Below are 20388 nucleotides of genomic sequence, written 5' to 3'. Positions count from 1 at the left end.
CGTGTTCGGAATTCCGAAGGCGTTGAAACTAGCGTTTGCTGAGGCTTCCCAAAATCCCTCGGACTAGCGCGCGTCCGAGCGAGGAGCCGACGGAGCGGACAACGGATTTCATCGCGGCTTCCGCTACAGTTTGGCGACCACGGATCTGGCCACCGCGCGGACCGGTCTTGGTTTCACCGCCGAGAAAATCGGGAAGCTTCCAGCCGCCTGTACTATCAGCCTCTGCCTGCTGCGTTTGCGCCTCTTCTTCGGTTTTCGTCTGCACTGCCTTCTTCTGCAAAAGCTCATAGGCGGATTCGCGGTCGACCATTTCATCATAGATACCGGCAACTGGGCTGGCATTGATGAGTTTCTGACGCTCATCAATATTCAACGGACCGATGCGCCCCGATGGCGGGCGGATCAATGTCCGCTGGACCATGGAAGGCACGCCCTTTTCAGCCAGCGTGGAAACCAGGGCTTCGCCCGTGCCGAGATTGGTGATTGCTTCGAATGTGTTGAAGTCCGGATTGGCGCGGAATGTATCGGCAGCCGTCTTTACGGCATTCTGCTCGCGCGGCGTATAGGCGCGCAAAGCATGCTGCACGCGGTTACCAAGCTGTGCCAGCACCGTTTCAGGCACGTCCAGCGGGTTCTGCGAGATGAAGAAAACGCCGACACCCTTTGAGCGGATCAGCCGCACAACCTGCTCAACGCGGGTGAGCAGCGCTTTTGGTGCTTCGTTGAACAGAAGATGCGCCTCATCGAAGAAGAAGACCAGGCGCGGCTTTTCCGGATCGCCGATTTCCGGCAATTCTTCAAAAAGCTCCGAGAGCAGCCAAAGCAGGAACGTCGAGTAAAGGCGCGGATTCATCATGAGCTTGTCAGCTGCAAGAATGCTGACCTGCCCCCGCCCATCGGTTCCGGTACGCATAATATCGGTGATTTTCAGTGCGGGTTCTCCGAAGAACTTCGTGCCGCCCTGCTGTTCGAGCACCAGTAGCGAACGCTGGATCGCTCCAACCGAAGGCTTGGTCACATTGCCGTAGCGTGCCGAGATTTCTTCAGCCCGCTCCGCAATATTAACCAGCAGCGATTGCAGGTCCTTCATGTCGAGAAGCAGAAGCCCTTCTTCATCGGCGATCTTGAATGCGATATTCAAAACGCCTTCCTGCGCTTCCGTCAGATTCATCAGGCGCGAGAGAAGAAGCGGACCCATTTCAGAAATAGTCGCGCGGATCGGATGACCCTGCTCGCCGAAAATATCCCAGAAGATAACCGGCGACGAAGCCATTGTGTAAGGATCGAGTTTTACGTCAGCTGCGCGTTTGACGAGAAAATCCTTCTCCTCGCCTTTGGCTGCGATCCCCGACAGATCGCCTTTGATGTCCGAGCAGAAAACCGGCACTCCGGCTGCGGAGAAGCCTTCAGCCAAAACTTGCAGCGTGACGGTCTTACCAGTGCCGGTTGCGCCCGTGATCAGACCATGGCGATTACCGAATTTGAGCAATAACGACTCGGCCTGATTATAGCTGTCATCCGGCTTGCGGCTTGCACCAAGGAAAATACTGTCTGCGGCCATGTCGTTCTGTCCTCGTCACTGTCGTCACTTGACCCATGGTATAAACAGCCAAATCCCGTGCGACAATGGCAGAACGTCGATGTTACAGAAAAGCACAAAATGGTGAGCGTCCCCTTCAATGCCGATGCGATTACGGGAAAACAGGCGATGCAAGAGAATCTTTACCTGCAATTGCATTTTAGTTGTGTAGGGTTGAAAACATGCCCCAGATGAAAACGAACACTTGTGTGATATGAATTTCACGCATATTACGTAAACGTAATTCAAGCCAGTTGGGAGATTGCACTTATGGATGAACTTATCGCTCGTATTACCGCCAATGTCGGCACCGACCCTGAAACCGCGCGCAAGGCGGTCGGCCTCATTCTGGCGTTTTTGCAGAAGGAAGCCCCTGCCGATAAGGTTGATCTGCTGATTGCTGGCGTACCCGGCAGCGAAGAGGCAATTGCTGAAGCCAAGGGCAGCGGCGGGTTGCTTTCCGGCCTTATGCCCGGCGTCATGGGCCTTGGGTCGAAGCTGATGGGCATCGGTCTCGGCATGGGCGAAATCAGTGGCATTTCCAAGGAAACCATTGCGTTTGCACGTGAAAAGGCTGGAAGCGGCCCGGTCGACGAGGTCGTCAATTCAATTCCGGGTCTTAGCCAGTTCGTTTAAAACGGTCATTTTCGGACGCCGTGAAAACGCGCGCTTTAAAGCGCGCGTTTTCTTTTTTACGTGCGGTTGATCGATACGCCGCCATCAACAAGCATGGCCGAGCCTGTTGTAAAACTGGACGCATCAGAAGCGAGATAAAGCACAGAGCGAGCGATCTCCGCTGGCATTGCCCTTCGCTTAAGCGCATGCAGCCCTTCCACAAAGGAGAGTTTTTCCGGCGTATCCACCCAAGCTTCCGCCATTGTTGTTTCTGTGCCGCCGGGCAAAATCGCATTGACGCGAATACCTTGCGGTCCAAGTTCAGCAGCCAGCGATTTCATCAAGCCAATGACGCCCGCCTTGCTTGCGCCATAAGCAGCCGTTCCGGGAAATCCCACGGTGTAGCCGACAAAGGTCGACGTAAAAATCAGCGAACCAGCCCCACGTTTCTGCATCGCCGGAATTTGGTATTTCGCACCCAGAAAGGCGCCTGTGAGATTGACGTTCAGCGTGTCTTGCCAGCCTTTCAATGTGATGTCGGGGGTCGCTCCCATCTCGCCATTGATACCCGCATTATTAAATCCGATATCCACCCCGCCAAATGTGGCCTCCGCCAGCTCCACCAATGCCTTGGCATAGGGTTCGTCTGCAACGTCTCCCGCAAGAGCAACCGCTTTGCCGCCCGCAGCTTCGATTTCCGCAACAAGCTTATCAAGCTCGTTTTGACGTCTTGCTGCCACAACAATATTCGCACCTTCGCTCGCCAGGAGCTTTGCTGTTTCATAGCCGATGCCGGAACTTGCACCTGTGATAATGGCCGTTTTTCCGTTGAGGATTTTCATAATTTAAACCTTTCGCCTGTTCGTGACGGCCAAGCTTTCATGGATCACCAATGCCAGCCACCCGAAACCGGCGGCGAGGAAAATTCATTTTATTTTCAGTGCGTTGCGCTAGCGGCACTTTGCTTTGTTGCGAAGCAGCATGGTTCCACCTAAAGTCACAAACAAAGAACAGACTGCCGGGAGAAAGCATGGACGCGTCACTGCTCAAGGAAACTGAATTTGCGCAGACGACCCACGAAAAATGGGTCAAACTTGCGCAGAAGGCCTTGAAAGGCGCTGATTTCAACGAAACCCTGGTTTCCCGCACCGATGATGACATTGCTGTCGGCCCATTGTATCAGCGCGCCAGTAAGGCGCAGCTCACTCCGCGCAAAAACCCCTCCCAAGTCTGGCACATCGTACAGCGCATTGATGATTCAGATCCCGCTCGGGCAAATAAGCAACTATTGGAAGATCTGGAAAATGGCGCGACGGGAATCGCACTGGTTTTCGAAGGCGCACCCAATGCTTTCGGATATGGACTGCCAGCCACCCGTGAAGCTGTTGATCAGGTTTTGCGAGGCGTCCATCTCGACATGATTCACCTGCGGATGGACGTTCATCCAAAAAGCCGCGCCTGTGCTGACTGGTTCGTCGACTATATGCGGCCACGCGATGTCAATCCGAAGACACTGAGCTTTTCCTTGGGTATCGATCCGGCGGCAACTTTGGCGGGAACGGGGCGTTTGCGCATGAGTATCGCCGCGCTGAAAGCTTCGCTGCCGCAAGCACTTGCCGGATTTTTCTCCGATGATCTCCCCGGTATTGTGCTGGAAGCCGATGGCCGCGTTTATCACAATGCCGGAGCCACCGAAGCGCAGGAGCTTGGTGCCATGCTCTCCATTGCTGCGGGGCATTTCCGGTTGTTTGAGGAAGCCCGCCAGCCCATTCACTATGCCGCGCCGCATATCGGTTTTGCGCTGTCAGTCGATCAGGATCAGTTTATTTCTATCGCTAAAATACGCGCGCTGCGCCGTCTCTGGGCGCGCTTGCAGGAGGCCTGCGATATCACCCCATCTGCGGCGATGATCCATGCGGAAACCTCGATGCGCATGATGACGAAGCTTGATCCGGAAACCAATATTCTGCGTACCACCATAGCGTCCTTCGCCGCCGCTATCGGCGGTGCAGATACGATCGCTATTCTCCCCCACACCATTACGCACGGGCTGCCGGATGGCTCTGCGCGCCGCCTTGCCCGTAACACCCAGCTCGTTCTTGCGGACGAAAGCAACCTTGCTTTTGTTGCCGATCCTGCCTGTGGTTCCGGTGCAGTCGAAAGTCTGACCGAAGCGCTATGCGAGGCAGCATGGAAAGAATTTCAAACCCTCGAACGTGAGGGCGGCATTCTGCAAAGCCTTGTTGACGGCAAGCTCCAGGAGCGCATCGTCAATGCTCGCCATGCCCGGGCCGAGCGGTACAAATCCGGCGAGCGTTCGATCATCGGCACAACCGTCTTCCCGGCCGCCACCGAACGCCCTGTGAAAGTGCTGGACGCTCCGCACATGCCATTGCCAACGGACGGCGTGGTGCACTGCGAACCGCTGACATTTCCGCGCATCGACGAAACACTGCAGGCTTGAACCGATGAGAATTCCCGATTTTACCAAGATCGATTGGCAAGCACCGAAAAGCGCAGCCGCAAAGCCGGATGCTGCTGTCTGGAAAACGCCTGAAGATATCAAGGTCAGGCGCTCTTATGGCGATACGGCCTTGCGTGGCCAGCCACACCTTGATTCATTTCCCGGCGCTGCGCCCTTCATACGCGGCCCCTACCCGACCATGTACGTTCAGCAACCCTGGACCATTCGGCAATATGCTGGGTTTTCGACGGCAGAAGAGTCCAATGCCTTTTATCGCCGTAATCTGAAAGGCGGACAGAAAGGGCTTTCTGTTGCCTTCGATCTCGCAACACATCGCGGGTATGATAGCGACCACCCTCGTGTCGCGGGCGATGTTGGCATGGCGGGTGTGGCCATCGATTCCATTCTCGATATGCAACAATTATTCGACGGCATTCCGCTTGGCGAGATGACTGTTTCGATGACCATGAATGGCGCGGTGCTTCCCATTCTGGCGCTTTACATCGTTGCTGCGGAAGAACAGGGCGTGCCACAGGAAAAGCTCGCCGGGACCATTCAGAACGATATTCTGAAAGAGTTCATGGTACGCAATACCTACATCTATCCGCCCCAGCCATCCATGCGGATCATTTCCGATATTTTCTCCTACACATCGGAGAAGATGCCGAAATTCAATTCGATCTCGATTTCCGGTTATCATATGCAGGAAGCCGGAGCGACGGCAGATCTCGAGCTTGCCTACACCATTGCCGATGGCATTGAATATGCCCGCGCTGGCGTCGCTGCCGGTCAGGACATTGATACATTTGCGCCAAGGCTTTCATTTTTCTGGGCAATCGGCATGAACTTCTTCATGGAAGTGGCCAAGTTGCGGGCGGCACGACTGCTTTGGGCTGTTTTGATGAAGAAGAACTTCAATCCCAAGGATGAGCGTTCGCTATCGCTGCGGACCCATTCACAGACATCAGGCTGGTCGCTCACGGCGCAGGACCCGCACAACAACATCATGCGCACCATGATTGAGGCGATGGCTTCAACGCAGGGGCATACGCAGTCTTTGCATACAAATTCCTTTGACGAAGCCTTGGCTTTGCCAACCGACCATTCCGCACGCATAGCGCGTAATACGCAGCTGATCCTGCAAAAGGAGTCCGGGACAACCCGGATTATCGACCCGTGGGGTGGATCGGCCTATGTTGAACGGCTGACCTATGATCTGGCGCGGCGTGCCCTTTCGCATATTGAAGAGATCGAAACGCTGGGCGGCATGGCCAAGGCCATTGAACAGGGCATTCCTAAAATGCGTATCGAAGCAGCGGCAGCCCGCACACAAGCGCGTATCGATAGTGGCCAGCAACCGGTGATCGGCGTCAATTCCTACCGCCCTACCGAAGACACGCTGGTCGATGTGCTCAAGGTCGACAATGCCGAGGTGCGCGCGCGCCAGCTTTCCAAGCTTCAGCAACTCAAAGGCACGCGTGATGTTGCAGCCGTCGATGATGCGCTTTCCGTGCTGACTTCGGCCGCCAAATCAGGAAGGGGCAATCTGCTTGATTTGGCGGTTAAAGCCGCTCGTGCAAGGGCAACAGTGGGTGAGATCTCACTGGCGCTGGAAAAAGCCTATGGCCGTCATGTTGCAACCATTCACACGATTTCCGGCGTTTATCGCAAGGAAGTTGGAAAGAGCGAAGTTGTTGACCGCGTTCAGGCCAAGTGTGCAGCCTATGAAAAGCGGACCGGCGAAAAACCACGCATTCTCGTTGCTAAAATGGGACAGGATGGGCACGACCGAGGCCAGAAGGTTATCGCCACTGCGTTTGGTGATCTTGGTTTCGATGTGATCGTTGGAGCGATGTTCCAGACGCCCGAGGAAGTTGCGGAACTGTCAGCGGAAAGCAATGTGCATATTGTTGGCGTTTCATCGCTTGCTGCCGGACATCTGACCTTGGTGCCTGAACTCAAGGAGTCATTGAAACGTCACGGCCGCGAGGACATATTGGTCATCGTCGGCGGGGTTATTCCGCCGCAGGACTATGAAGCTGTTCTGCAAGCTGGCGCTGCTGCGATTTTCCCTCCCGGGACTGTCATAGGCGAAGCCGCAGAGAAACTGATTGATACGCTGTTGGATTCACTTTGAAATGATTACAATTTATACGCTTGATGGCGACCGTCTCGTCTCTCACATTGCGCAGGCTGGCGATCCGGCACCGGACAATGCGGTCTGGATCGACCTTTTGAATCCAACCCATGAAGAAGATGTTCAGACCGAGAGCTGGACCAAGGCCTCCATCCCGACCAAGGAAGACATGATCGAGATTGAGGAATCCAGCCGGTTTTATGCCGATAATGGCTCGCAATATCTTACAGCATCGATTCTTCACTCAACTGAGAATAAACACCACAGCATTGCGCCGATCACCTTCATACTGACCGGCCCTATGCTCGTCACAGTGCGTTACAGTGAGCCAAAAGCCTTCGCGCTTTACATCAGCCGCGTCAGCAAAGCTGGCAATGGGCTGATCAATGTCAAGTGCAGCGGCGTCACCATTTTGCTCGGCATCATCGAAGCTGTAACGGATCGTATTGCCGATATTCTCGAAGGTGTTGCGGGTGATATCGACCACAATTCATTTGCAATTTTCCGCCGGTCGGAAAAAGACCGGCCAATGACAACCAAGAATTTTCGTGACAGCCTCACCCGAATTGGCGGGCAAGGAGCGTTTCTTTCCAAAATTCGTGAAAGCATAGCGGGTGTAAGCCGTTTGCTGGTCTACATGACGGCAATCACCGACCAGAACACCTACAAGAAAGAAACGCGAGCCTGGATCAAATCACTTGAACGCGATACGCAATCGCTGAGCACCTATGTAGATTTTCTTTCCAACAAGATTACCTTCCTGCTCGACACAGTGGTTGGCCTCATCTCCATCGAGCAAAATGCCATCATCAAGATTTTTTCCGTCGCAGCAGTGGCTTTCATGCCGCCTACGCTGGTGGCCTCAATCTACGGCATGAACTTTCACTTCATGCCCGAACTCGACAAGGTTTGGGGCTATCCCATGGCGCTTGGCGTTATGATCGCCTCCGCCGTTATTCCACTGCTCATTTTCAAGAAGAAGGGCTGGCTTTAGATAATAGCGGTTAGCTTGACGGTTTGATGCATGATCGCTGTAATCAAGCTTATATGACGGGGCCAAATTTACGTTATTGCAGATGGAGGATGAGGTAGGTTTCATCTTTCCTGCAGAAATTATTACCCGCTATAATTTAAAAGTGGACGACGAGTTGAGATTGATTGAGACGAAAGAAGGGTTTCAACCTACGCCCGTTCCCTCTTTGAGAGGGTAGTTCGCGGCGCGCCCATAGTCATTCGTTTATTTGAATTTTCACAATTTCCCACTCATGACCATTCAGCACAAAGCTGTCGCCGATTGATTTGCCAAACATCAGATTGGCAATAGGGGATATATGCGAGATTTTTCCGTGACTTGCATCGGCTTCGTCCTCGCCGACTATCTTCCAAACCTGCTTCTTGTCGTCCTCGTCGGCAATCGTAACCGTCATGCCGAAGCGCACAACATCGCTATCCGGATCAGGAATTGAGAGTTCAGCCGTTTCGCGCCTGGCCGACCAATAGCGCAGATCGCGGGATGCGCGGGCAATCATATTACGGTCTGCCTCGGCGTTTCCCTTTGCCAATTCGCCATGAGCCGCCGCCAGTTCTGCATCAATCATTGCCAATCCTTCGATTGTCACCAGATTACGATGCGTACTTAATGGGCGCTCGCCTAGATCAATCGATGAATTGCTGTCATCTTCTTTGGTAAAAGCTCTACTCATGAGGTTAAAGTAGGTACTGCGAGGGCTACCGACAAGTACGATGAGATAAGCCACCAATCCGTTGGCAAATCTCATCGGTTAGGAAAACAGATCAGTTGATCATTGCATCGGTCAGTGCTGGCGTTGGGCTGACCACACCAAAAGTCACGCCATTCCAGTTGCGCATTTCACGGTCAGCGAAGCGATCGAGCTTCGATTCCAGTTCGCTTTCATTGCGATAGATGCGGGCGAGCACTGTGGCAATGATTGCCTCGGAGGCCCGCGTCGTACCATCATCGCACTTAACGGCGATACCAAGTCCCAGTTCGGGCAGCGCGCCCACAAACACGCCTTCCGCACCAGTCTTGACGAATATGCGGCCCGGAGCCATTTCCATCAGTTTTGTGCAGGCACGCCCGGTTCCGGCAACGTAAAACGGCGCGGCCATCGCGGCGTCGAGCAGCCGCTTTGCAGCCTGTGCGCGGCGGGGCTCAAATCCGGTTCCGGTCGCCATGCGCGCAAACCCATGCGCCAGATTACGCAATGGAATTGCGTAAGTCGGGATGGAACAGCCATCCGTTCCACAATGATCCAGCGTGTGGGCTGCGCCAGTCACGCTTTCCATGGCGTCGCGTACCATGTCCTGCTCGGGCGAACCCAAAGCGGAATAACCCTGTGTTTCGATACCAAGATGCTTGCAGGTGCACAAAAAGCCCGCATGTTTGCCGGAACAATTATTATGCAAAGGCGTTGGCTGTTGCCCGCTTCTGGCAAGGTCAATCAGCACGGATTGTTCAAATGGCCAGTGGGAACCACACTCAAGCGCTGTCGAATCAAGCCCGGCGCGGGACAGCATTTCGCCAGCCTTTGCGACGTGCAATTGCTCACCAGAATGAGAGGCACAAGCCATGGCGAGTTCCTCATTCCCAAAGCCATAGGCGTCCGCAGCACCACTCTCCACGAGTGGCAAGGCCTGTATCGCCTTGATTGCCGAACGTGGAAATGTGGGGCGCTCAATATCGCCGAGCGAGAACACAACCTTGCCATCCCCATCGGTGACAACAACTGCGCCGCGATGGCGGCTTTCTGACGTTTCGCCCCGAAAAACTTCCACCAGAACCGGATTGCTCATGATACCTAAATTTTCCCATCAATAGGGCTGAAATCAGCCCGAATTTATGCCGTTATAGATTGCTCCGTATATCTTTCCAATGGAGAAACTGCTTGCTGAAGCTCTTCCGCCGTCTTGCGCTGTTTATCTTTGTGATGTTTCTAGCGCCGGCCATGATGGCAACAGGGTGGTGGATGACGCAGACCCACGCGGCGAACTGGCGTGATGCCGACTGGAGTTCAAGCGGTGTTCTGCTGGCTCAGCCTGCCGCCAACGATGCTGCAATCTATATTATGGCGGCGCGGACTGGCGGTCTCAAAGGCGCCCTCTCCCTGCATAGCTGGTTGGTACTGAAGCGGCCCGGGGCTACCAATTATGATCGTTACGATGTCGTTGGCTGGGGTAATCCCGTACGCAAGAACGCCTATGATGCGGATGGAAACTGGTATTCCAACAAGCCCACCATTATTCATGAGATTCACGGTGAGGAAGCGGCATCCCTCATCCCCCGGATTGAGGCTGCTATTACCAACTATCCTTACGCCGCGCACGGCAATTACGTTATCTGGCCCGGCCCCAACTCAAACAGCTTTGTGGCGCATGTCCTGCGAGCCGTGCCGCAAATCGGGATCGTCCTGCCTCCTAATGCAATTGGTAGGGATTTTCCTACGGAAGGCAGGCTTTTTGCTATCGATGATGACTGGCAAAATTTCCACGCAAACCTTTTCGGTTATGCAGGGATTTCAGCTGGCGCTCGCAGCGGTTTCGAGATTCAATTCATGGGCTTAGTTGCAGGTCTGGATATTTTGAATCCGGGACTTAAAGTTCCCGGATTTGGCAGAGTGGGCTTTTAAAGCAACGGGTTTTTTGCAAGGCAATTATTGTCCTCAAAATTCATGCGTCTTGAATATCAGCTTATATGCAACATATATAGTTACATGATTTAGAGTACATTCCTCTTGGCTCTGCTCCCTAAGGAGATTTTGAATGGCATCCTTTTGCGACCCCGATATTGTTTCTGGATATGCGGCAAGAACCGAACAGCTCGTGCCGGGCCTTCGCCATCTGCATAAGATGACCGGCCTACTTTTGGCGGAAAGGGCTCCTGCCGATGCGCGAGTGCTGGTGCTTGGAGCTGGCGGAGGAATGGAGCTGAAAGCGCTTGCGGAGCTGCAACCGGAATGGCGCTTTGATGGCATTGACCCGTCAGCGGAGATGCTTCAACTGGCCGAAACGAATCTCGGTTCTCTGGCTTCCCGCGTGACATTCCAGGAGGGCTATATCGATAATGCGCCGGAAGGCCCTTTCGACGCTGCGACCTGCCTTTTGACGCTTCACTTCCTGCCGCGTGGGGAGAGGCTGCAAACATTGCGCGGCATCCAACGTCGACTGAAGCCAGGGGCACCTTTCGTCGCTGCGCATCACAGTTTCCCCACGCAAGGAGCGGAACCGGACAAATGGCTGACGCGCTTTGCGGCTTTTGCATCCTTGTCTGGGGTGCTTGCCTTTCAATCTGAAAACAATATCAGGACCATGAAGGAGCGGTTGCCGGTCCTCTCGCCTGAAGAGGATGAAGCCCTGCTTCGCGAAGCAGGGTTCTCCAATATCGAGCTGTTTTATGCTGGACTGACGTTCAAGGGTTGGGTTGCCTATAAATAGCCCGCACCCCTATTTGATCCGCTCAAGCACCGAAACGTAGTTTGCCACCGCAGCGCCGCCCATATTGAATATGCCGGCAAGCTTTGCGCCCGGCACCTGAATGCCGCCTGCTTCCCCGGTCAGTTGCATCGACGAAAGCACATGCATTGAAACGCCACTTGCGCCAATTGGATGCCCTTTGGCTTTTAGCCCGCCAGATGGGTTGACTGGCAAGCGGCCGCCCATTGCGGTCTGGCCTTCGAGGGCAACCTTTGCACCCTCTCCCGGCTTTGCCAGCCCCATCGCCTCATATTCTATCAGTTCAGCGATGGTGAAGCAGTCATGGGTTTCCACAAAAGACAGATCGTCAATCGTGACACCGGCCTGATTGAGCGCACGTTTCCATCCTTCCGCGCAACCTTCAAACTGCAATATGTCGCGCTTGGAGATCGGCAGGAAATCCTGCACATGGGCGGCGGCACGGAAAGCAACGGCACGGCGCATCTTCAAGGCCGTCTGTGTGTCGGTCAGCACCAGCGCCGCGGCACCATCAGATACCAGTGAGCAGTCCGTGCGTTTCAACGGACCGGCGACAAACGGGTTCTTGTCACTCTCCTGACGGCAGAAATCATAGCCCAAATCCTTACGCATCTGCGCATAAGGGTTATTGACGCCATTCTTGTGGTTTTTGGCAGCGATAGTGGCAAGGGCATCGGACTGGTCGCCATATTTCTGGAAATATGCCGCTGCAATCTGACCGAACACACCGGCAAATCCCGCTGGAATATCACCTTCTTCCGGCAGGTAAGAGGCCTTCAACAGGTTCTTGCCAATCTCCGGCCCCGGCGTGGAGGTCATCTTCTCAACACCAACAACCAGAACAACTTTTGCAGCACCGGCGCGAATGGTCTTGATACCTTGATGGACGGCCGCCGAACCTGTCGCGCAGGCATTTTCTACCCGTGTAGCTGGTTTGAAACGAAACGCATCACTGGCTTGCAGAACGAGACTGGCGGTGAAATCCTGCGGTGAGAAACCCGCATTGAAATGGCCCAGCACGATTTCATCGACATCTTCGGGGCCGATGCCCGCATGATCCAGCGCACCCAGCGCAGCTTTGACGATCAGCGTTTCCACAGTTTCGCCTTCGAGCTTGCCAAACGGCAAGTGCGACCATCCAACGATGCAGGCTGTCATTTCATTCCTCCACAAAATGTCATGTACTTCAGCTAAACATGGACCTCCGGTCCTTCAAGGTAAATGTCGTATAAACACGTAATATCTGCATAAATTTTTTATTGATTGATCAGTCAATCAAGAATAGTCTTTCTTTCGAACGAGGACACTTTCATGCCAAAAGTCGGAATGGAACCACTGCGAAAACGCGCATTGATCGATGCTGCTATCCGCACGATCGGCGAGCGCGGTTCTTTGGATGTAACGGTGGCCCAGATTGCCCAGGAAGCTGGCGTTTCGGCTGCATTGGCGCATCATTATTTCGGCGGCAAGGAACAGTTGATCCTCGCCACCATGCGGCATTTGCTGAACGAGCTTGGCCAGGACCTTCTTGGCGCGCTACACAATGCACGAACGCCATCGGCACGCATCGTAGCTGTTATCGCTGTCAATTTTTCTGCGGCGCAATTTGCGCCGCAGACTATCGCTGCCTGGCTGACATTCTACGTTCATGCACAGCAGTCCGATGAGACGCGCCGTCTCCTACGGGTCTACGCGCGGCGCATGCATTCCAATCTTGCTTATGCCTTGCAGCAACTGACAGACAGGGAAACCGCGCTCCAGATAGCCGAGGGAACAGGCGCGATGATTGACGGACTTTATATCCGCCACGCGCTACGCAATGGCGCGCCTGAAGCAGCCAAAGCCATAGCCCTCGTGGAAGATTACGTTACCACCAAGCTTGCCGCCTCCGAACGCTCAAGAGCCGCCCTATGAAGCCCAATATTCTTGTCATCATGGTAGATCAACTGAACGGAACGCTGTTTCCTGACGGCCCGGCCGATTTCATCCATGCGCCGCACCTGAAAGCCTTGGCACAGCGTTCGGCACGCTTTGCCAATACCTACACGGCTTCCCCGCTTTGTGCGCCTGCTCGCGCCTCGCTGATGTCTGGCCAATTGCCATCGCGAACCCGGGTCTATGACAATGCGGCTGAATTTGCCTCTGACATTCCGACCTATGCCCACCATCTGCGCCGCGCCGGCTACTATACGGGTCTGTCCGGCAAGATGCATTTTGTCGGGCCGGATCAGTTGCATGGACTTGAAGAACGGCTGACGACGGATATCTACCCTGCCGATTTCGGCTGGACGCCCGACTATCGTAAGCCGGGGGAGCGCATTGACTGGTGGTATCATAATCTTGGCTCTGTCACGGGTGCTGGCATTGCCGAGATAACCAACCAGATGGAATATGATGACGAAGTTGCGTTTCACGCACGCCAGAAACTCTATCAGCTATCGCGCCAGTCCGATGATACGGCCCGCCGTCCGTGGTGCCTGACCGTCTCGTTTACCCATCCGCACGATCCCTATGTGGCGCGGCGCAAATATTGGGACCTGTACGAGAATTCGCCTGCGCTTGATCCGCAAGTCGCAGCGATCCCTTTTGACCAACAGGACCCGCACTCGCAGCGCCTGTTGCATGCCTGCGATCACACGGCGTTTGATATTACCCCTGAGCAGGTGCGCCGTGCGCGGCGGGGTTATCTCGCCAACATCAGCTATATTGATGACAAGGTTGGCGAGCTTATCGAAACCCTTGAAACCACCCGGATGCTTGACGATACAATCATCGTCTTCACCTCCGACCATGGAGATATGCTGGGCGACCGCGGCCTGTGGTTCAAGATGAACTTTTTCGAGGGCTCGGCGCGTGTACCGCTGATGATTGCCGGCAAGGACATCCCGCCGCAATTGATCAGCCAGCCCGTCTCCACGCTCGATCTCAACCCGACGCTTGGCGCTCTTGCCGGTATTGATATTGCTGAAATTCTGCCATGGACCGATGGCGAGGATCTGACACCCCTGCTCAATGGCAAAAACCGCAGTGGACCTGTGCTCATGGAATATGCTGCGGAAGGTTCAAACGCGCCGCTCATATGTATTCGCACCGGCAAATATAAGTTCGTGCATTGCGAGATCGATCCGCCGCAACTCTTTGATCTTGAATCCGATCCGCATGAATTGACAAACCTTGCCGATGACCCGGCCTTCGCTGCCACAGTGGCAAAATTCATGGCTGACGTGCGGGAGCGCTGGAATCTCAAGGCCTTTGACGCTGCTGTGCGCGAAAGTCAGGCGCGGCGCTGGGTTGTCTATGAGGCGCTGCGCAATGGTTCTTATTATCCGTGGGATTATCAGCCGCTGCAAAAAGCCTCCGAGCGCTACATGCGCAATCATATGGATTTGAACGTTTTGGAAGAGAACGCCCGCTATCCGCGCGGCGAGTGAGACAGTCGTGGAAGCAGATTTCATTATAGTCGGTTCGGGTTCGGCAGGTTCCGCCATGGCATATCGCCTGTCGGAAGATGGAAAATATTCAGTGCTGGTCATCGAATTTGGCGGCACTGATATCGGCCCGTTCATCCAGATGCCTGCAGCGCTCTCATTCCCGATGAATATGAGCACCTATGATTGGGGTTTCACCTCGGAGCCGGAGCCGCATCTGGGTGGGCGCACGCTCGTCACCCCTCGCGGCAAGGTCATCGGTGGATCATCCTCCATCAACGGCATGGTATATGTGCGGGGCCATGCTCATGATTTTGACCACTGGGCCGAAGGCGGCGCAACGGGTTGGTCCTATGCCGATGTACTGCCTTACTTCAAACGCATGGAGCACTCCCATGGCGGTGAAGCCGGATGGCGCGGAACAGATGGCCCGCTGCATGTCCAGCGCGGGCGCCGTGACAATCCCTTATTTCATGCCTTCGTCAAAGCAGGGCAAGAAGCAGGCTTCGAGGTTACTGAGGACTATAATGGTTCCAAACAGGAGGGCTTCGGCCCGATGGAGCAGACCATTCACAATGGCCGCCGCTGGTCAGCCGCCAATGCCTATCTGCGCCCAGCCCTGAAGCGCAAAAATGTGAATCTGATCAATGGCTTTGCCCGGCGCGTGATCATTGAGAATCAACGGGCCGTTGGTGTCGAAATCACGCGGCGCGGCAAGGTTGAAACTATTCGGGCACGACGCGAAGTTATTATTGCGGCCTCATCCATCAATTCGCCAAAGCTACTCATGTTGTCGGGGATCGGTCCAGCCGCCCATCTGAAAGAACATGGTATAAATGTCATTGCAGACCGACCGGGCGTCGGCCAGAACCTGCAAGATCATATGGAAGTCTATATCCAGCAGGAAAGTCTGAAACCGATAACTTTGAACTCCAAGCTTGGGCTGTTTTCAAAGGGATTGATCGGCGCGCAATGGCTCTTCTTCAAGACAGGCGACGGCGCGACCAATCATTTTGAATCCGCAGCTTTCGTGCGGTCCAAACCCGGTATCGATTATCCGGATATCCAATATCACTTCCTTCCTGCAGCAATCCGCTACGATGGGAAGGCCGCGGCCAAAGGCCATGGGTTTCAAGCCCATGTTGGTCCCATGCGCTCCAAATCGCGAGGCAGCGTTACGCTCCGCTCCTCCGATCCATTCGAGAAGCCCAAGATTTTGTTCAACTACATGTCGCATCCCGATGATTGGACGGACTTCCGCCATGCGGTACGGCTTACGCGTGAGATTTTCGGCCAGGATGCTTTGACGCCCTATCGGGGCCGGGAAATTTCTCCCGGCGCTCATATCCAGTCGGATGATGAAATTGACGATTTCCTGCGCGAACATGCAGAAAGCGCTTTCCATCCATGCGGCACATGCAAGATGGGCGCGACAAGCGATCCAATGGCAGTGGTCGATCCGCAATGCCGTGTGATCGGCGTTGAAGGTCTGCGCGTTGCGGATTCATCCATTTTCCCGCGCGTTACCAATGGCAATCTCAATGGCCCATCGATTATGACCGGGGAGAAGGCCTCAGATCATATTCTTGGCCGCGATCCACTACCCCGTTCCAACCAGGAGCCTTGGATCAATCCACGGTGGAAAGTGAGTGATCGATGATCTTGCAGTACCATTATGCGTGGTTCGACAAGCTCACCATGAGGAAGGTTGATACTTTGCAAGGCGCCGCCGAGTTTTGCTGGTGCCATCATCCACCTTCCTCATGGTGAGCTTGTCGAACCACGCATAACGCCTATGCTACTTTTTAATTCAAGGAGAACATCATGCGCGCGCAGCCAAAGGCATCGCATTTCATCAATGGCCGCTTTGTAGAAGACAAGGAAGGCAAGCCGCTCGACGTGATCTATCCGGCCACCGGCGAAATCATTGCCAAACTGTATGGAGCAACGCCAGCGCTCATCGAACAGGCGGTACAAGCCGCTGCCGCTGCCCAGCCCGCATGGGCTGCTTTAAAACCTGTTGAGCGTGGCCGTATCCTTCGCCGCGCCGCCGACATCCTCCGGGAACGCAATGCAGAAATTGCGCATCTTGAAACCTTGGACACCGGCAAGGCCATTCAGGAAACGCTGGTTGCTGACCCTGCATCTGCTGCTGATGCGCTGGAGTTTTACGGGGGCATCATTGCTGGTTTCAATGGCGAGATGATCGAGCTCGGCGGGTCCTACGCCTATACACGCCGCGAGGCACTGGGCGTATGCGTTGGCATTGGGGCATGGAATTACCCGATTCAGGGTGCAGGTTGGAAATCCGCCCCAGCCTTGGCTGCGGGCAATGCCATGATTTTCAAGCCATCGGAAAATACGCCGCTTTCGGCCTTGGCGCTTGCCGAGATTTACAAGGAAGCAGGCTTGCCAGATGGTCTGTTCAACGTCGTCCAGGGCTTCGGCGATGTTGGTTCACAACTGGTTGATCATCCGCTGGTGGCGAAAGTCTCCCTTACCGGCTCGGTACCGACAGGCAAACGTGTGCTCGCACAGGCTGGCTCGCATATGAAACACGCCACAATGGAACTCGGTGGCAAGTCTCCCTTGATCATCTTTAACGATGCAGATGTCGAAAACGCTGTCGGCGGCGCGCTCTTGGGCAATTTCTATTCAACAGGACAGGTTTGTTCCAACGGCACCCGCGTTTTCGTGCAAAGCGGCATCAAGGATCAATTTCTCGACCGTCTCACCACACGAACAAAAGCTATCCGCCTTGGTGATCCGCTTGATCCGGAAATTCATCTCGGCCCGCTTGTTAATGCTGCACAGCGCGACAAGGTCGTATCCTATATTGAAAAGGGCAAAGCTGAAGGGGCGACATTGCATTTTGGTGGCGGCGTGCCTCAGATGCAGGGTTTTGAGGGCGGCTGCTTCGTCGAGCCGACCATTTTCACCAATGTGACTGATAATATGATCATCGCGCGTGAAGAAATATTCGGCCCGGTTATGACGGTGCTGGACTTCACTGAGGAAGAAGAGGTCATTGCCCGTGCAAATGACTCGGAATTTGGCCTTTCCGCTGGCGTTTTCACCAAGGACCTTTCCCGTGCCCATCGAGTGATAAGCCAAATCAAAGCCGGTACCTGCTGGATCAATACCTATAATCTGGCGCCGGTGGAAATGCCCTTTGGCGGCTTCAAGCAATCAGGCGTCGGACGCGAAAATGGCCTGGCAGCACTGTATCACTATAGCCAGATCAAGTCGGTCTATGTCGAGACCGGAAATGTGGAAAGCCCTTACTGAGGATCGTTGCGAGAACTACTAACCTCGCCGTCATCCTCGGGCTTGATCGAGGATGACGGCGAAGTGAGCGTTTAACTTACTGAGGGCGCTTCCCAACATAGTCGACATATTGCGTCAGGGCGCTGACCAGATGATAGAAGATCGAAGCTGGAACCTCTTCGGCTTTGGCTCGCCCTTTCTGATCAATAAGATCAATCCACAACCCCTTCGGCGCAGGCTCAATATGCCAGCGGAAGAGCCGTCCAACACGGGCCTCCACTTCAGGTTTCAGATCGGGCCCGCCATTTCCGTCAAGCGCGATAGCGGCCTTAACGGCTTCCGTTTGCGGCCAGCTGCGAGAGTTGGTGTCAAGTGGCAGGCCATGCCGTGAGACCGCACCATAGGCAAGTTCCGTCGAACGGTTCAGGCCATTGGCAATGGCTGAGGCGTAGAGCTTGCGGGCATAACGGATTGCATCCTTTTGGCCCGAAGATGCAGCGAAGGCCGAGAGCAAATGTGCCCATTCAAAGTGATGGCCCGGCTCGGTCCACTCGCCCTGCTCGCCCGGTGCTCGGTCCCAGTCATTGCTGAAATACTCGCCAAGCGTCCATGTTTCCGAATCGAACATGTGATGACGGAAAAGATCGACGATACGCGCGGCCCGTTGCAGATAATCGCGATTGCCGGTTGCACTATACCAGGCAAGGAAAGCTTCAAGCAGGTGCATATGCGGGTTGGAACGCCGCAGCCCCTTATCGTCAGGCATTTCCAAAAATCCGGTCATGCGCGAATCTGCGAGATATTCGTCGATGAACGCGAAGGTTTCCGTCGCCAGCCTCAATGCTTGCGGATGCCCTGCCTTATGCGCATGGGCCAGCGCCAGGAGAACGAAGGATTGGTCATAAGTGTCCTCCGAGGCATCAAGAATGCTGCCATCCGGATTGAATGTCTTGACCCAGCCGCCCCGATCCGTGCGCCCTTTGGTAATGAAACTCAGCCCGTGCTCGATAAGGTCATGCGCCGGTCCATCCCAGCCCATTTCCTTGGCCACGGCAAAGGCATATATCTGCCGCGCCATCGTCCGCATGCGCTTGGTCTTGTTGATAGGAATTGCGTCAAACGACATTGCTTCATGAAAGCCGCCATGGCGCGTATCGACGCCCACCGTTGACCAAAGCGGCAATGTTTCGTCAAAAAGCCAATGTCTCACCCGGTTTCCATAAGCGCCAACTTGCGGCAACCGGTCTTGTGAAGGCGTGAATTTGGTTTCCAATCGGCCAGTTTTTTCAAGCTGTTCGACGATTTTCCTGACATTTTGACTCTCATTGACCGGAGCAACGAAGGTCGCATCGGCGGTTGCTACGACAGCCGTATCGCGCAAGCCGACGGCCGAGAGCAAGCGGCCTTCGCTGCGCAAATAGCTGTGCTCGCAATCAATGGCCACGACATCGCCGACCAGCACATTGCCATTGCCGTCAACCGATCCCACTTCCAGCAGAGATTGCCAGGAGCCAAGATCATTCCAGCGAAACTTTGCTGGTACCAATGCGATATCTTTCGCGTGTTCCATGATTGCGTAATCGACGGATATCGACGGTACGGCGGCATAAAGATCATGCGGCAAATAAGTGCCCGATATATTGGTGCTCGCCTCATTCAAGGCTGCAACAGCCTTGTCCCAAATCTCCGCTGCATGTTGCCGGAAAGCGTCGCGCATCACGCTGGCGCGGAAAAGAAAGATACCAGCGTTCCAAAGGAAGTTTCCCGACGCAAGATATTTCGTTGCAGTCTCCTCGTTCGGTTTTTCAACAAAGCGTACGACATCGCGTGTCTGTGTCGTCTCAGGAGCCACTTCAATATAACCGAATCCGGTTTCCGGGCGATCCGGCTTGATACCGAACACAACAATGCGTCCCGCCTTGGCCGCCTCGACACCGGCTTCAACAGTGTTCCAGAAATCGCGATCGGTTGTTATTTCATGATCGGACGGCACCACAAGCACAAGCTCATCGCCATGTTCGCGCAAGGTTATTTCTGTCGCCAGCACCACTGCGGAGGCTGTGTTACGCCCCATTGGTTCAAGAATGGGACGCCCGCCCGCCAGATCCGTTCCCGCCAGATCCTGATTGATGCGGTCCGAATGACGCTCCGATGCCAACAAATAAACGGGAACTGTCGTGTCGCTGCGTGCCGCCATGCGCTTGATTGTGCGCAGCAGCATGGAGCCCTGACCCGACAAATTGTGAAACTGCTTGGGAAAATCTTCGCGCGACAATGGCCAAAGCCTTGAACCTACACCGCCGCTCATAACAAAGCTGATGATTGTTGCTTTTTCGATTGTCATTTATGCCCCGTTATTTCAGCATTTCAGAACTTCTTGGTCAACGAATACAAGACTTATCCTAATGATCACAGAACTAAAGTCTTA

General features: G+C 54.5%; 16 protein-coding genes. 10 read left to right on the top strand and 6 right to left on the bottom strand.

What is annotated here, in order from left to right:
* Nucleotides 1–28: 28 nt before the first annotated feature.
* Nucleotides 29–1561, bottom strand: a complete 1533-nt coding sequence (locus tag AC6CHM_RS11635; protein WP_336440905.1) for a helicase HerA-like C-terminal domain-containing protein — start codon at nt 1559–1561, stop codon at nt 29–31.
* A gap of 288 nt (nt 1562–1849) precedes the next feature.
* On the opposite strand from AC6CHM_RS11635, the gene AC6CHM_RS11630 reads away from it, so the two are divergent.
* The gene (locus AC6CHM_RS11630) at nt 1850–2215 is read left to right on the top strand and encodes a DUF2267 domain-containing protein (protein WP_115051976.1); all 366 of its coding nucleotides are present in this window, start codon (nt 1850–1852) and stop codon (nt 2213–2215) included.
* A 56-nt stretch (nt 2216–2271) separates the two neighbouring features.
* Here the strand turns inward: AC6CHM_RS11630 and AC6CHM_RS11625 are convergent, their stop codons facing one another.
* Entirely contained in the window at nt 2272–3036 is a 765-nt protein-coding gene (locus AC6CHM_RS11625) for an SDR family oxidoreductase (RefSeq protein ID WP_498173247.1), read from the bottom strand.
* A gap of 188 nt (nt 3037–3224) precedes the next feature.
* Here AC6CHM_RS11625 and AC6CHM_RS11620 point away from each other — a divergent pair, with 188 nt between their 5' ends.
* From AC6CHM_RS11620 to corA, 3 genes are read left to right on the top strand one after another with little or no spacing between them, the layout of a single operon-like run.
* Complete coding sequence (locus AC6CHM_RS11620; protein WP_498173245.1) at nt 3225–4658, top strand: methylmalonyl-CoA mutase subunit beta; 1434 nt, start codon at nt 3225–3227, stop codon at nt 4656–4658.
* Between the two features lie 4 nt (nt 4659–4662).
* Entirely contained in the window at nt 4663–6795 is a 2133-nt protein-coding gene (scpA, locus tag AC6CHM_RS11615) for a methylmalonyl-CoA mutase (RefSeq protein ID WP_115051979.1), read from the top strand.
* 1 nt (nt 6796) lies between these two features.
* Nucleotides 6797–7789, top strand: coding sequence for a magnesium/cobalt transporter CorA (corA, locus tag AC6CHM_RS11610; RefSeq protein WP_115051980.1), 993 nt, complete (start codon nt 6797–6799; stop codon nt 7787–7789).
* 235 nt (nt 7790–8024) lie between these two features.
* Here corA and AC6CHM_RS11605 read toward each other — a convergent pair whose 3' ends face one another.
* A complete protein-coding gene (locus tag AC6CHM_RS11605; RefSeq protein ID WP_115052202.1) occupies nt 8025–8498 on the bottom strand; it encodes a GreA/GreB family elongation factor in 474 nt (157 codons plus the stop codon).
* A 91-nt stretch (nt 8499–8589) separates the two neighbouring features.
* The gene (locus tag AC6CHM_RS11600) at nt 8590–9612 is read right to left on the bottom strand and encodes an asparaginase (protein WP_115051981.1); all 1023 of its coding nucleotides are present in this window, start codon (nt 9610–9612) and stop codon (nt 8590–8592) included.
* A 92-nt stretch (nt 9613–9704) separates the two neighbouring features.
* On the opposite strand from AC6CHM_RS11600, the gene AC6CHM_RS11595 reads away from it, so the two are divergent.
* Together AC6CHM_RS11595 and AC6CHM_RS11590 are read left to right on the top strand one after the other, a co-directional pair.
* Nucleotides 9705–10442, top strand: a complete 738-nt coding sequence (locus AC6CHM_RS11595) for a DUF3750 domain-containing protein (protein ID WP_307286451.1) — start codon at nt 9705–9707, stop codon at nt 10440–10442.
* 133 nt (nt 10443–10575) lie between these two features.
* Nucleotides 10576–11247 (top strand): class I SAM-dependent methyltransferase, encoded by a 672-nt coding sequence (locus tag AC6CHM_RS11590; protein WP_498173244.1) that lies wholly within the window; start codon nt 10576–10578, stop codon nt 11245–11247.
* A gap of 9 nt (nt 11248–11256) precedes the next feature.
* On the opposite strand, the gene AC6CHM_RS11585 is transcribed toward AC6CHM_RS11590, so the two are convergent.
* Complete coding sequence (locus AC6CHM_RS11585; RefSeq protein ID WP_115051984.1) at nt 11257–12423, bottom strand: acetyl-CoA acetyltransferase; 1167 nt, start codon at nt 12421–12423, stop codon at nt 11257–11259.
* Between the two features lie 153 nt (nt 12424–12576).
* Between AC6CHM_RS11585 and betI the strand changes: the two genes are divergently transcribed.
* The 4 genes from betI (at nt 12577) to betB (ending at nt 17981) form a co-directional block, all read left to right on the top strand.
* Entirely contained in the window at nt 12577–13179 is a 603-nt protein-coding gene (betI, locus tag AC6CHM_RS11580) for a transcriptional regulator BetI (protein ID WP_115051985.1), read from the top strand.
* Entirely contained in the window at nt 13176–14696 is a 1521-nt protein-coding gene (gene betC / locus AC6CHM_RS11575; protein WP_115051986.1) for a choline-sulfatase, read from the top strand. The genes betI and betC overlap by 4 nt, the downstream gene beginning before the upstream one ends.
* A 7-nt stretch (nt 14697–14703) precedes the next feature.
* A complete protein-coding gene (gene betA, locus AC6CHM_RS11570) occupies nt 14704–16353 on the top strand; it encodes a choline dehydrogenase (protein ID WP_115051987.1) in 1650 nt (549 codons plus the stop codon).
* A gap of 164 nt (nt 16354–16517) precedes the next feature.
* Nucleotides 16518–17981, top strand: coding sequence for a betaine-aldehyde dehydrogenase (gene betB / locus AC6CHM_RS11565; RefSeq protein ID WP_115051988.1), 1464 nt, complete (start codon nt 16518–16520; stop codon nt 17979–17981).
* A 76-nt stretch (nt 17982–18057) separates the two neighbouring features.
* Here the strand turns inward: betB and AC6CHM_RS11560 are convergent, their stop codons facing one another.
* Nucleotides 18058–20304: an AGE family epimerase/isomerase gene (locus tag AC6CHM_RS11560; RefSeq protein WP_337353728.1), complete on the bottom strand. Its 2247-nt coding sequence runs from the start codon at nt 20302–20304 to the stop codon at nt 18058–18060.
* Between the last annotated feature and the right edge of the window lie 84 nt (nt 20305–20388).

The sequence above is a fragment of the Phyllobacterium sp. GQ127 genome, from assembly GCF_059758635.1.
Note: the sequence above shows the minus strand (reverse complement) of the source record. Positions and strands in the feature narration are given on the sequence as shown.